The following is a 12892-nucleotide window of genomic DNA, read 5'->3' as shown; positions in this document are numbered from 1 at the left end:
GCTGCTACAGATCGCATTACCGCTTAACTGACTGGCATTTCGCCTGATTGGCGCCCGATTTTGTTCGAAAACTCAGTGATATGGCTGCGGTGACCGTCCACCAGTCCGGTCACCTGCCGTCCAATTTTGATATGTTTTTTTTCAGTATGTTGATTTATGAATATTTGTATGCCAATCATAGCCTCGTGAATCGGTCCACTTCGCCAGATCGGTTGGCAGTTCCCCGTATCACCCAAACACCCCATCCAAGGAGTCAACAACTTGAACAAGACAGAACTTCTAGGTGCTCTGGCACTGTGCGCCGCAAGCTTCCTGGCACACGCCGACGACGACAGCCTGCGTATCGGTATCGAAGCCGCCTACCCGCCCTTCTCCTTCAAGACGCCAGAGGGCAGCGTCAGTGGTTTCGACTACGACATTGGCAACGCGCTGTGCGAAGAGATGAAGGTCAAATGCGAGTGGGTCATCCAGGAATTCGACGGCATGATCCCGTCGCTGAAGGTGCGCAAGATCGATGCGGTGCTGTCGTCGATGTCGATCACTGAAGACCGCATGAAGTCGGTCGACTTCAGCAAAAAGTACTACCACACGCCGGGCAAGTTCGCGATGAAGGCCGGCAACGTGATTAACGACCCGCTGGTCGATCTCAAAGGCAAGAAAGTCGGCGTGCAACGCTCCTCGACCTATGACCGTTTCGCCACCGAGCAACTTGAGAAAGCCGGCGTCGAAGTGGTGCGCTACGGATCACAAAATGAAGCCTTCCTTGACCTGGCTGCGGGTCGCCTGGACGCCACGCTCGCCGACATCGTCAACACCGACGAGAGCTTTATCAAAACACCGGCCGGTAAAGGTTTCGCGCTGACAGGGCCGGACATCAACGACCCGAAATATTTCGGCAGAGGCGCCGGGATCGCGGTGCGTAAAGGCGACAGTGCGAACGTTGCACGCCTGAGTGCAGCCATTGACGCCATCCGCGCCAATGGCAAGTACCAGCAAGTGATGGCCAAGTACTTCGCGTTCGATATCTACGGCGAATAAACGCTGTCCCGCAACCCTGGCGCCGGCTCCCCGCAGGCGCCGCTTTGGACTTGTCTCGCGCGCCTCGCGGCGCTCGTTTGAGGAACTTCATCATGCTTCACGGCTACGGATCGAGCATTCTCGATGGCGCCTGGCTGACCATTAACCTGGCCCTGACCTCCATGACCATGGCGATTGCCTTGGGTCTGATCGGCGCTGCCTTTCGTTTGTCGCCGTTTAAATGGCTGGCGGTGCTGGGCGAAGGTTATACAACCCTGATTCGCGGTATTCCCGATCTGGTGCTGATTCTGCTGATCTTCTACGGCGGCCAGGATCTGGTGAACCGCATTGCGCTCGCACTCGGCTACACCCGCTACATCGACATCAATCCCTTTATCGCCGGCGTCTGCACCATGGGCTTCATTTTCGGCGCCTATCTCTCGGAAACCTTTCGTGGCGCCTTTATGGCAATCCCTAAAGGTCAGGCAGAGGCCGGCGTGGCTTATGGCATGGGTGGCGCGCAAGTGTTCTGGCGGATTCTGGTGCCACAGATGATTCGTTTCGCCATTCCCGGGTTCACCAACAACTGGTTGGTGCTGACCAAATCCACCGCGTTGATCTCGGTGATCGGTTTGCAGGACATGATGTTCAAAGCCAAGAACGCCGCGGACGCCACCCATGAGCCATTTACGTTTTTCCTCGCGGTAGCAGCGCTTTATCTGATGCTGACCAGCCTGTCTTTGCTGGTGCTGCGCTATCTGGAAAAACACTACTCGGTCGGCATCAAAGCCGCCGAACTGTGATTGGGAGCAACCCCATGATTCTCGACTACAACCTGATCTGGGAAAACCTGCCGCTGTATTTCAGTGGCGCCTTGTTGACCCTCAAAGTCCTGCTGATTTCCCTGGCCTTCGGCCTGCTGCTGGCGATTCCATTGGCGCTGATGCGAGTGTCCCGCTCACCGCTGATCAACGCCCCCGCCTGGCTCTACACCTACGTGATTCGCGGCACGCCGATGCTGGTGCAATTGTTCCTGATCTATTACGGCCTCGCGCAGTTCGAAGCGGTACGTGCAAGCGCGCTCTGGCCCTACCTGTCCAGTGCCACCTTTTGTGCCTGCCTGGCCTTTGCGATCAATACCAGCGCCTATAGCGCCGAACTCCTGGCCGGCAGTTTGAAGGCCACGCCTCACGGTGAGATCGAAGCGGCCCGGGCCATGGGCATGTCGCGCTTGACCCTGTACCGCCGCATTCTCCTGCCGTCGGCCTTGCGCCGGGCGCTGCCGCAGTACAGCAACGAAGTGCTGATGATGCTGCAAACCACCAGCCTGGCCTCGATCGTCACGCTGGTGGATATCACCGGAGCCGCGCGAACGGTCAGTTCGCGGTTCTATCTGCCGTTCGAGGCGTTCATCACTGCCGGCCTCATCTACCTGGCCCTGACCTTCATCCTGGTTCGTCTGTTCAAGCTGGCCGAGCGCCGCTGGCTGGCGTATCTGGCACCGCGCAAGCACTAAGGAATTTTATGAAGCACATTCAATACCTCTTGCCGTGGAGTGCCTCGGGCACTGAACGACACCTGTCGCTGTTTCGTTTTGGCAGCGGACCGCGCAAGGCATATATCCAGGCCTCCCTGCATGCCGACGAGCTGCCGGGGATGCGTGTCGCGGTCGAACTCAAGCGCCGTCTGCAAGAACTGGAAGAGCAAGGTCGCCTGAGCGGAGTGATCGAGTTGGTGCCGATGGCCAATCCGATTGGTATCGCACAGATGTTCCAGGCCACCCATCAGGGGCGCTTCGAGTTTTCCAGCGGCAAAAACTTCAATCGCGACTTCCCGGAACTCGCTGAAGCGGTGGTGCCGATGCTGGAAGGTCAACTGGGCGACGACAGCAGCACCAACATCGCGCTGATCCGCCGCGCCATGAGCGATGCCCTCGCCAACATGCCGGCGCCTGCATCAGAACTCGATGGCTTGCGGCGTCTGTTGATGCAACATGCCTGTGATGCCGATGTGGTGCTGGACCTGCACTGCGACTTCGAGTCGATCATGCTGCTGTATGCCATGCCGCAAAACTGGCCACGCTTGCGCTCATTGGCCGCCCGCCTCGGCGCTGGCGTGGCCCTGCTGGCCGAGGCTGCGGGAGGCAATGCCTTCGATGAAGCGTGCGCAATTCCCTGGCTGCACCTGGCCGGGCACTTTCCTCAAGCCAATATTCCGCTGGCTTGCGTAGCCACCACGATCGAGTTGCGCGGCATGGCTGACACCGAACGCGAGCAGTGCATCGACAGCGCCGACGCCATTCTCGGCTATCTCGCCGAGCAAGGGATGATCAGCGGTGACTGGCCTGACGCGCCACCGAGCCGTTGTGAAGCGACACCGTTCGCCGGTGCGCAGTACGCCTATGCGCCGCACCCGGGGGTGGTGAGTTATCTGCAACCGTTGGGTGCCCACGTCAAGGTCGGAGATCCGCTGTTCGAAGTGATGGATCCGCTGACCGATCACCACAGCGTGGTGCATGCCAGCACCGACGGCATCCTGTATGCCCGCGAACGTCTGCGCTTTGCCCAGCCCGGTTTGTGGTTGGCCAAAGTGGCCGGCAGTACCCCTATTCGCCAAGGCCGCTTGCTCAGCGACTGATTCCAGAGAGTTGAAACCATGTACAAACTTGAAATTCAGGATCTTCACAAAAGCTACGGTGCCCACGAAGTACTCAGGGGCGTGTCCCTGGAGGCGAAGGCCGGTGATGTCATCAGCATCATCGGTTCCAGCGGTTCTGGCAAAAGCACCTTCCTGCGTTGCATCAACCTGCTGGAGCAACCCAACGCCGGCAATATTGTCCTCAATGGCGAACAGCTCAAGCTGGTGACCAATAAACTCGGCGGGCTCAAGGCTGCCGAACCCAAGCAGCTGCAACGCATGCGTTCGCGACTATCGATGGTGTTTCAGCACTTCAACCTCTGGTCGCACATGAGTGCGCTTGAAAACGTCATGGAAGCTCCGGTGCATGTGCTGGGCATGAACAAAAAAGAAGCCCTGGAAAAAGCCGGGCACTACCTGAACAAAGTCGGCGTGGCGCACCGTAAGGATGCCTTTCCTGCCCATATGTCGGGCGGCGAGCAGCAGCGAGTGGCGATTGCCCGTGCACTGGCCATGGAGCCGGAAGTGATGCTGTTCGATGAGCCGACTTCGGCACTCGACCCCGAGCTGGTCGGCGAAGTGCTTAAAGTCATGCAGGATCTGGCACTCGAAGGACGCACCATGGTGGTCGTGACCCACGAAATGGGTTTTGCCCGCGAGGTTTCCAATCAACTGGTGTTCCTGCACAAGGGGCTGGTCGAAGAGCGCGGCAATCCACGTGAAGTGCTGGTCAATCCACAGTCCGAGCGTCTTCAGCAGTTTCTGGCCGGCAGCTTGAAATAACCCGGTCCGCAACCCGGTCCGTAGCAGCTGGCGAAGCCTGCGTTCGGCTGCGCAGCAGTCGTGAAATCAGCCAATGCGGTGCGTCAGATATACCGTGCGCTCAGGTTTTACGACTGCTGCGCAGCCGAACGCCGGCTTCGCCAGCTGCTACAAGGTATGCGTTGTGGTTGAAATTGCTTGAGTGACCGGCCCGCGGCTTCGGATACACTCCAGCCAGCCCTCTTTAACCCTCAGGAAATGTTGAGCCGGATATGCCGACCCCCTCGAAAAACACCACGGTCTATGCCGCGCCGGTGATGCGCAAACTGACGGAAATCGTTTCTGAGTTACCGCCTTCACTGCGCAAGGTGGCGGATTTTATCCTGCGTCATCCGCTAAAGGCCGCGACGCTGACTATCGAAGAAATGGCTCATGAAACGTCCACCTCGCCTGCTGCGGTGAATCGTTTGGCCAAGGCCCTGAACCTGGGGGGCTACACCGGCATGAAAGCCGAGCTGGTTGCGACGTTGCAGCAGATGGTGTCGCCGGTCGACAAACTGCGCAACGAACTGGCGCATCGTCCCGGTGGTGCATTTGGCCTGCATGAGCAAATCCAGAGCGCCAGCAGCAACCTCGCCTCGGCTGCGACCAACAACCATGCAGACACCTTCGAAGCTTTCGTCACTTGCCTGACCAAAGCGCGCAAAATCTACATCCTGGGCTTTGGCAACAGTGTCTACTTTGCCGGTCTCGCCGCCTCGACCCTGATGCCCTTCTGTGCGGACGCCACCGCCATCAGCATGGAGGGCGGAAACGAAAACGCCGCTTACCGTCTGGCCGCAATCACCGATCAGGACGTCCTGCTGGCGATCTCCCTGCCGCGCTATTCCCTCGACACCTTGCAACTCGCACGTTTTGCCAATGAGCGCGGCGCCTCGGTGCTGGCAATCACCGACTCCCCCGCGTCGCCTCTCACCGGCATTGCCGAACACGTACTCTTTGCCCCCGCCGACCATCCGGTTTTGACAAGCTCCAACATCGCCGTGCTCGCATTGATCGAAGGATTGGTGGCGGGTGTGATGGCACGCAATAAAGAAGCCGTCAAGCTGGCGACCGAACTCACCGAAAGCGTAATGTCTTACCTGCTTATCCCGCCCAGCAGCAAATCTGCGAAAAAGTGATATCTCTTGGGGGCAATCGCGAGCAGGCTCGCCCCCACAAGGTCATCGTGCATTCAGGCACTGCGCAAACAACTGCTGAATCGGCTGTGTCCGCTGGCTATAGCGCTGCAACAGCACGATCTCCCGATAGAACGTCAGTTCGCCCAGCGGGATGATCCGCACCCCGGCCCCATGCTCAAGCCATAACCCGGCCTCCGGCAACAGGGAAATCCCCAGGCCGCATTCGACCATTTTGACGATGGCCTCCAGTTCATCCAGCTCCAGTGCCACCTGCACTTCTATCTGCCGTTCACGCAGAAACCGCGTCACCAGTCGCCCGCCGAACGAATTGCGGTCATAGCGCACATGCGGATGCTCGGCGAGCAGTAATAACGGATCATCGCCATCCAGGTCCGCAGGTACGATCAACACGAACGGTTCCCGGCGAATCACTTGTGCGGACAACTCCTTGGGCAACTCAAACGGCGGCTTGATCAGAATCGCCAGGTCCACTTCACCGGTGTCCACCTGACTCAGCAGGTTCAGTGACACACCGGGCACCAGCTTGGCTTCCAGCAAGGGAGCCTGTTGGCGCAGTCGCAACAGCGCCTGGGGCAGCAGACCGGTCTGGGCGGTCGCGACCGCGCCGATCTTCAGTTCGCCACGGTACTCACCGACATCGTCACTGACGGCCATGCGGCTGAAAGTTTCGAGCATTTCCCTGGCCATCGGCAACGCACGCTGCCCCGCCGCATTGAGCAGTGCCTGACGGCCGGTGCGATCGAAAAGACGGATGCCAAGGGCTTGTTCCAGGTTGCGAATCTGTGCGCTGACCGCCGATTGCGTCAGGCCGATATGCATGCCGGCCGCGGCGAAGGTGCCGTGACGCGCCACGGCGACAAAGGTTTTCAGTTCTCGCAGCATATCGGCCTCGATTGATCGAAATAATTTAAGCTCGATGCAAAAATTATCGTCTTTCAATCAAAAAGCACAGGGCTAAACTCAACACACTTCCACCCGCCACCGAGGTTCTCCCGATGCAATTATGCCCTTTTCACTTGGCCATTCCGGTCTACGACTTGCCTGCCGCCCGGCACTTTTATGGCGCGGTGTTTGGCCTTGAAGAAGGTCGTTCAAGCGATCATTGGGTGGACTTCAATTTTTTCGGCCATCAATTGGTGATTCACCTGGCACCGAAAAACCCTGCGCAAGAAGCCGCGCACACCAATGCCGTTGATGGTCACGATGTGCCGGTGCCGCATTTTGGCGTGGTGCTCGGGATGGCAGAGTGGGAGGCGCTGGCCGAGCGATTGAAGTCACTGGAAACTCGCTTCGTGATCGAACCGGGAATCCGTTTTCAGGGGCTGGTGGGGGAACAGGCAACGATGTTTCTGTTTGATCCTTGCGGTAATGCGCTGGAGTTCAAGGCGTTCAAGGATATCGGGCAGTTGTTTGCCAAGTGAACGGATGGGGTGTCTGTCCGGGCCTCTTCGCGAGCAAGCCCGCTCCCACAATGGCCTGCGTTGTTCACACAACACCCTGTGGGAGCGGGCTTGCCCGCGAAGGCGCCCGCCAATTCACCACTGTTCTAACGACTCTTCACATTCTCGGCCTCATCCAGCAGGTCCTCGATTGAATCATGAACAATGGGGTCATACTCGACCTGGACAACGCGGAACCGAACGTCATAACTGCGACGCGCCGTAGCGTTGCGCTCATCGAGAATCTCATTGAGCCGGGCCTTGATCGCCGCAATCTCGACAACGCTGGAACCGGTCAGCAACGCCACGAACCGGTCGTCTTCGAGCCGGCCGACCACATCGTTTTCACGAAAGCCGATACGCAGGACATCGGCGAACCTCTTCAGCGCATCGTAACCTTTGGCCCGGCCATACAGATAGTTCATGTGCTTGAATTCATCGAGGGTGAAGTACAGCAATGTCGCCGGCATCCCCACCTCCCGGCAGGCGTTCAGCCCGAGCCGGGCCAGCGCGGTGAAGCCATGGCGATTGGACAACAGCGTCAGCTCATCCATGCTCGCCACTTGCACGCCCGCCAACTCTTGCTCGGCTCGACGAGCCAGATCGCGCAGCCGTACACGTTCTTGCTGTGGCGTGAGCAACGGGTTTGCGGATCCGCCCGATTTGCCCGTTTTGCCTGGAATCAACATCGTTCTCTCCTTGGCGGGTATGCACGTTAGAGTCGTCCGTACCCACATTGACTCCCTGTTAGCGTGCCGCTGGTCAGCTACCCGCCACCGGGCACGGCCCTCCTGCATCGGCCCAGCGCTTGAACCGGGTGACGAAGATATCGTGCGGCACCGGCACCGGCGCGCGATTGCCGCCCGGATTCCAGCCCCACAGCACCAGTTTGTCGTCGCTGACGTGCTTGATCAGCGCCGCGAAATCCCGATCGCCGTTGCTGGAGCGATCCTTGATCATCGCGCATAGCCGATCGGCTGGCAGGCCGATCCAGGCCATCCGCTGCGTGGCCGGTGGCAGGCTCCAGTGCGGCGCCCCGGGTGGCGCATGCGGACCGTAACTGGCCGGCGGATTGCTTTGCGCATGGCACGTTGCGCAGGGCAACCCGGCCGAACCCTTGCCGTCCATGCCACGCACGACATTCATGGCGTGAGGCACTCCGGCATCGAATTGCAGCGGCGAATCACCGGGAATGTGGCAGTTCTGGCAACGCGGGCTCTGGAAGACTTTCTGCACGGTGTCGAACGCCTGCAAGGCCTCGCGGTCATCGGCAAACACGTGCGACGCGTAGGCTATAAGACAGATCAGAATCACCGCCCCAAGCAACCAATGATGCCGTTTCATCTCACACCCCCGACAGCTGCAACGGCAGCTCCCGCAGGCGCTGCCCGGTCAGGGCAAACACCGCGTTGGCCACCGCCGGCGCCGTGGGTGGCACACCGGCTTCGCCGATACCGCCGGGTTTATCGCTGCTGGGCACGATATGCACTTCGACCACCGGCATTTCGTTGAGCCGCAGCACCTGATAGTCATGATAGTTGGACTGCACCACCTGCCCGCCCTTGATCGTCAGTTTGCTGTGCAAGGCGAAGCTCAAGCCAAAGGTGATGCACGACTCCATCTGCGCGGCGATGCTTTGCGGGTTGACCGCAATGCCGCAATCCACCGCGCACACCACTCGGTGCACACGGATGGCGAGGTTGTCCTGGGACACCTCGGCCACCTGAGCCACATAGCTGCCAAACGACTCATGCACCGCCACACCCAGCGCATGGCCATCCGGCAACGGCGCCTTCCAGTTGGCCTTCTCCACCGCGAGGTTCAGCACACCGAGGTGGCGCGGATGGTCCTTGAGCAAGGTACGTCGATAGTCCACTGGATCCTTGCCGGCCGCCGTGGCCAGCTCATCGATCAGCGACTCCATGACAAACGCGGTGTGGGTGTGCCCCACCGAACGCAGCCACAATACGCTGATGCCGGTTTTCGGTGAGTGCAGTTCGATCTGGTGATTGGCCAGTCCTTCGATGTAGGGGCTATCGGCCACGCCTTCGACCGAAGTCTTGTCGATCCCGTCCTTGACCATGGTCGCTTCCAGCGAGGTCCCGGCCATGATCGACTGTCCGACCATCACATGCTTCCAGGCCAGCGGCAGGCCATCGCTGCCCAGCCCGATACGCGCATGGTGCAGGAACGCCGAGCGGTAATAGCCGCCCCGGATGTCATCCTCCCGCGCCCACACGGTTTTCACCGGTGCACCTGCCGCCTTGGCGACATACACCGCTTCGCTGACGAAATCCGAGGTCGGATTGGCCCGTCGCCCGAAGCCGCCACCGAGAAACTCGGTATGGATCTCGACCTGTTCCGGCTTGAGCCCGGTGATTTTCCCGGCGACCATCTGGTCCAGGGTCTGGAACTGGGTGCCGGTCCAGATTTCGCATTTGTCCTTGGTAATGCTCACCGTACAGTTCAGCGGTTCCATCGGCGCGTGGGCCAGATAAGGCACGCTGTATTCGGCGTCGATCGTCTTTGCCGCCTTCGCCAGCGTAGCCTGGGTATCGCCCGCCTTGCCGGCATTCATACCGGGGGTGGTGGCGAGTTTGCGGAAGTTTTCCAGCAGCGCCTGGCTGTCGAGCCCGGCGTTCGGCCCTGGGTTCCACTCGATTTTCAGCGCGTCGCGCCCCAGCTTCGCCGCCCAATAATGATCGGCAATCACCGCAATGCCTGTCGGCACTTGCACGACTTTGTGCACACCCGGAATCGCCAGCGCTTCGGCGCCTTCAAAGGATTTGACGCTGCCGCCGAACACCGGCGAACGCGCGACCATGGCGGTCATCAGGCCGTCGAACTGGACGTCCATGCCGAACTTCGCCCGGCCAGTGATTTTTTCCGGTGTATCCAGGCGCTTGGTGGATTTGCCGATCAGCCGCCAGTCTTTCGCGTCCTTGAGTTTGATCGAAGCCGGGTCCGGCCGTGGCAATTGCCCCGCGTCATCGGCCAATTCGCCGTAGGTGGCACGGTGTTCGCCGGCGATGACCACGCCCGACTCGGTTTGTATGTCGGACGGCGCGACGTTGAAACGCCTGGCTGCGGCTTCGATCAGCATCAAGCGTGCCGCCGCGCCGGCCTGGCGATACCGGTCGAACTCCATCCAGGTCGACGTCGAACCACCGGTGATCTGCATCCCGCCAAACCCGGCCATGCCGTAATCGGCGGCCGAAGCCGGGGAATGCTCGACGCGGATCTTCGACCAGTCGGCGTCCAGTTCTTCGGCGATCAGCATGGTCAGGCCGGTCCAGATGCCCTGGCCCATTTCCGAGTGTCCCAGTAACACGGTGACGCTGTTGTCATTGCCAATGCGCAGGAAGGCGTTTGGCGCAAACACGTTGCCCTGGTTCTCCGCGCCCATGGCGAAACGGTGGGCACCGGGAATGACAAACGCAACCACCAGCCCACCGCCCAACACGGCACTGCCCTTGAGAAAACCGCGGCGCGATAACGCATTGATGCTGTTCATGGCGCAAGCTCCCTTCCTCCCGGCCTCAACCCAGCTCGGCGGCGCGTTTGACCGCTGCGCGAATCCGCGGGTAAGTGCCGCAACGGCAGATGTTGCCGGACAGTGCCTGATCGATATCGCTGTCGGTCGGTTTCGGAATCTTCGCCAGCAACGCCGCCGCCGACATGATCTGCCCGGACTGACAGTAGCCACACTGGACCACGTCAAGTTCCGCCCAGGCCTGTTGGACCGGGTGCAAACCATCTGCGGACAAGCCTTCGATGGTGAGAATCTTTTGTCCATCGGCCACGGCCGTGGCCGGCGTGATACAGGCGCGCCGCGGAGCGCCGTCGACATGCACGGTGCAGGCCCCGCACTGGGCTATGCCACAGCCGAATTTGGTGCCGGTGAGGTGGGCGACATCGCGCAAGACCCAGAGCAACGGCATGTCGGCGGGGACATCCAGCTCCTGATCCTGGCCATTGATGTTCAGGGTCAGCATGGTGCAGTTCCTCAGACTCACGGTGACCTGAAGGGGCGTCGCTGCGGCCTTGTAAAGCCTGCGCGCGCCTCGGGCTATCCCTTCAGCTAAGCGCAAATTTGCCGGCAGGCCGTGGTGCATCGACCACCGGTCATGAAAAAGTCGTCTCGAAGGGCGGCCATGGAATCGTTCGCCAGTGCCTCGGCCTCACCACACAGACAGTCCGTTTGACTACGTTTACGCAACACGGGGGCAAATTTGTCGATCTACGGTACGGCCAGACGACCAGAGGCTGACTACGCTGAAAGTCCGGAACATGCGCAATCTGCAGAGGAGTTGGCACCATGCAACGCGTACAAAAACTCACGCCCTGCCTGTGGTTCGACGATCAGGCCGAAGCGGCGGCGAAATTCTATTGCTCGATCTTCGATCATTCGAAAATCACCGCCGTCACCTATTACGGCCACGCCGGTTTCGAGTTCCACGGCCGGCCCGAAGGTTCGGTCATGACCGTCAGCTTCGAGCTCGACGGGCAGAGTTTCACCGGCCTCAATGGCGGGCCGATGTTCAAGTTCAGTGAGGCGGTTTCATTTCAGGTCAATTGCCTGACCCAGGAAGAGGTCGACCATTATTGGGGCAACCTGTCGGCCGGCGGCGCACCCGAGGCCCAGCAATGCGGTTGGCTCAAGGACAAGTTCGGGCTGTCGTGGCAAATCGTCCCCGTCGCGATGATGGACATGATCAAAGACCCCGACACGAAAAAATCCCAACGGGCCATGGAGGCGATGATGCAGATGAAAAAACTCGATATTGCGACGTTGCAACGCGCCTTTGACGGCGAGAGCTAATACACTCGGGCGCTGACCTGCCGAGGAGTGAGCATGAAGCACACCGTTGCCAAAAACGCCGACAAGGCCCCGCGCTTCTGGCGCGATGACGCCCTGCCCTTCATCGAAGCCCGCTCCATCGCCGACGGGCGCGAAGTCTGTTACACCCGGCACGCCCACGAGCACTTTTCCATCGGGGCGATCACTGCCGGGCGCAGCACCTATCTCCACGAGCAGTCGGCATTCGAGGTCAGCGTCGGCACGGTCGTGCTGATGAACCCCGGCGACGTCCACGCCTGCAACCCGATCGAAGACCAACCCTGGTCGTACCTGATGCTGTACGTCGATACGCCGTGGCTGACCGATTTGCAGCATCAGCTCGGGTTCAGCGATGACGCGGCGTTTCGCCGCTTTTCGCTGACCCATACCCGGGACGCCCAGCTGTTTGCCGGCCTTGCGGACTTGTATGAGGTACTGGTCGATCCACAGCAAGACGTGCTGCGCAAACACAGCGTGGCTGTGGAGTTCTTTACCGAGGTTCAGCTACGACTCAACCCGGTCGATCAGCCGCTGCGCGAACCCAACTTCAAGCTGGAGCGTGCTGCCGATTACATTCGCGAGCACTGCACGCAAACCCTGAAGCTCGAAGACATTTGCGAAGCGACGCAACTGTCGCCGTCCTACCTGATTCGCGCCTTCAAACAGCATTACGGCATGACGCCCCACGCGTTCCTGGTGAACCGGCGCATCCAGTTCGCCCAGGATCAATTGCGCAGCGGCAAACTGATTGCGGACGTGGCACTGGAAGCGGGGTTCGCCGATCAGGCGCATTTTCAACGGGCATTCAAACAACATTTGGCGGCGACACCGGGGCAGTATCGGGGGTGATACCCGAGGCTTTACCTAGATCTGTGAACAGGCGTGGCCTGCCTGAATCTGTGGCGAGGGAGCTTGCTCCCGTTCGGCGGCGAAGCCGTCGCAAGACCTGCATTCAAATTTTATCTGAAGGAAAGCAGGGGCCGCTTCGCAGCCCA

At 60.0% G+C, this 12892-nt stretch carries 14 protein-coding genes; 9 read left to right on the top strand and 5 right to left on the bottom strand.

Translation table 11 applies throughout. The features are described 5' to 3' along the window. The first annotated feature begins 261 nt into the window (after positions 1–261). The 6 genes from PMI28_RS03560 (at position 262) to PMI28_RS03585 (ending at position 5597) form a co-directional block, all read left to right on the top strand. On the top strand, positions 262–1038 hold the full coding sequence (locus tag PMI28_RS03560; protein ID WP_007991484.1) for an ABC transporter substrate-binding protein: 777 nt from the start codon (positions 262–264) through the stop codon (positions 1036–1038). Between the two features lie 92 nt (positions 1039–1130). Further along, on the top strand, positions 1131–1820 hold the full coding sequence (locus PMI28_RS03565) for an ABC transporter permease (RefSeq protein WP_007991481.1): 690 nt from the start codon (positions 1131–1133) through the stop codon (positions 1818–1820). Between the two features lie 14 nt (positions 1821–1834). Beyond that, the gene (locus PMI28_RS03570; protein WP_007991479.1) at positions 1835–2533 is read left to right on the top strand and encodes an ABC transporter permease; all 699 of its coding nucleotides are present in this window, start codon (positions 1835–1837) and stop codon (positions 2531–2533) included. Positions 2534–2541: 8 nt separating this feature from the next. After that, positions 2542–3654: a succinylglutamate desuccinylase/aspartoacylase family protein gene (locus PMI28_RS03575; RefSeq protein WP_007991477.1), complete on the top strand. Its 1113-nt coding sequence runs from the start codon at positions 2542–2544 to the stop codon at positions 3652–3654. Positions 3655–3672: 18 nt separating this feature from the next. After that, positions 3673–4437 carry an ABC transporter ATP-binding protein gene (locus PMI28_RS03580; protein WP_007991475.1) on the top strand — a complete coding sequence of 255 codons (765 nt, stop codon included), beginning with the start codon at positions 3673–3675 and terminating at the stop codon, positions 4435–4437. Between the two features lie 251 nt (positions 4438–4688). Further along, entirely contained in the window at positions 4689–5597 is a 909-nt protein-coding gene (locus PMI28_RS03585; protein ID WP_007991474.1) for a MurR/RpiR family transcriptional regulator, read from the top strand. Between the two features lie 42 nt (positions 5598–5639). Here PMI28_RS03585 and PMI28_RS03590 read toward each other — a convergent pair whose 3' ends face one another. After that, positions 5640–6500, bottom strand: a complete 861-nt coding sequence (locus PMI28_RS03590; protein WP_007991473.1) for a LysR family transcriptional regulator — start codon at positions 6498–6500, stop codon at positions 5640–5642. A 113-nt stretch (positions 6501–6613) separates the two neighbouring features. Between PMI28_RS03590 and PMI28_RS03595 the strand changes: the two genes are divergently transcribed. Further along, the gene (locus PMI28_RS03595) at positions 6614–7039 is read left to right on the top strand and encodes a VOC family protein (RefSeq protein ID WP_007991472.1); all 426 of its coding nucleotides are present in this window, start codon (positions 6614–6616) and stop codon (positions 7037–7039) included. 125 nt (positions 7040–7164) lie between these two features. Here PMI28_RS03595 and PMI28_RS03600 read toward each other — a convergent pair whose 3' ends face one another. The 4 genes from PMI28_RS03600 to PMI28_RS03615 form a co-directional block, all read right to left on the bottom strand. Beyond that, positions 7165–7746: a GGDEF domain-containing protein gene (locus tag PMI28_RS03600; RefSeq protein ID WP_007991471.1), complete on the bottom strand. Its 582-nt coding sequence runs from the start codon at positions 7744–7746 to the stop codon at positions 7165–7167. A gap of 73 nt (positions 7747–7819) precedes the next feature. Then, complete coding sequence (locus PMI28_RS03605; RefSeq protein WP_007991470.1) at positions 7820–8401, bottom strand: hypothetical protein; 582 nt, start codon at positions 8399–8401, stop codon at positions 7820–7822. Between the two features lies 1 nt (position 8402). After that, positions 8403–10571 carry a xanthine dehydrogenase family protein molybdopterin-binding subunit gene (locus PMI28_RS03610; RefSeq protein WP_007991469.1) on the bottom strand — a complete coding sequence of 723 codons (2169 nt, stop codon included), beginning with the start codon at positions 10569–10571 and terminating at the stop codon, positions 8403–8405. 25 nt (positions 10572–10596) lie between these two features. Next, on the bottom strand, positions 10597–11052 hold the full coding sequence (locus PMI28_RS03615; protein ID WP_007991468.1) for a (2Fe-2S)-binding protein: 456 nt from the start codon (positions 11050–11052) through the stop codon (positions 10597–10599). Positions 11053–11375: 323 nt separating this feature from the next. On the opposite strand from PMI28_RS03615, the gene PMI28_RS03620 reads away from it, so the two are divergent. Then, entirely contained in the window at positions 11376–11879 is a 504-nt protein-coding gene (locus tag PMI28_RS03620; RefSeq protein WP_007991467.1) for a VOC family protein, read from the top strand. Positions 11880–11912: 33 nt separating this feature from the next. Beyond that, positions 11913–12746, top strand: a complete 834-nt coding sequence (locus tag PMI28_RS03625) for an AraC family transcriptional regulator (protein ID WP_007991465.1) — start codon at positions 11913–11915, stop codon at positions 12744–12746. The last annotated feature ends 146 nt before the right edge of the window (positions 12747–12892 follow it).

It is taken from the genome of Pseudomonas sp. GM48 (assembly GCF_000282335.1).
Classification (GTDB): Bacteria; Pseudomonadota; Gammaproteobacteria; order Pseudomonadales; family Pseudomonadaceae; genus Aquipseudomonas.
Note: the sequence above shows the minus strand (reverse complement) of the source record. Positions and strands in the feature narration are given on the sequence as shown.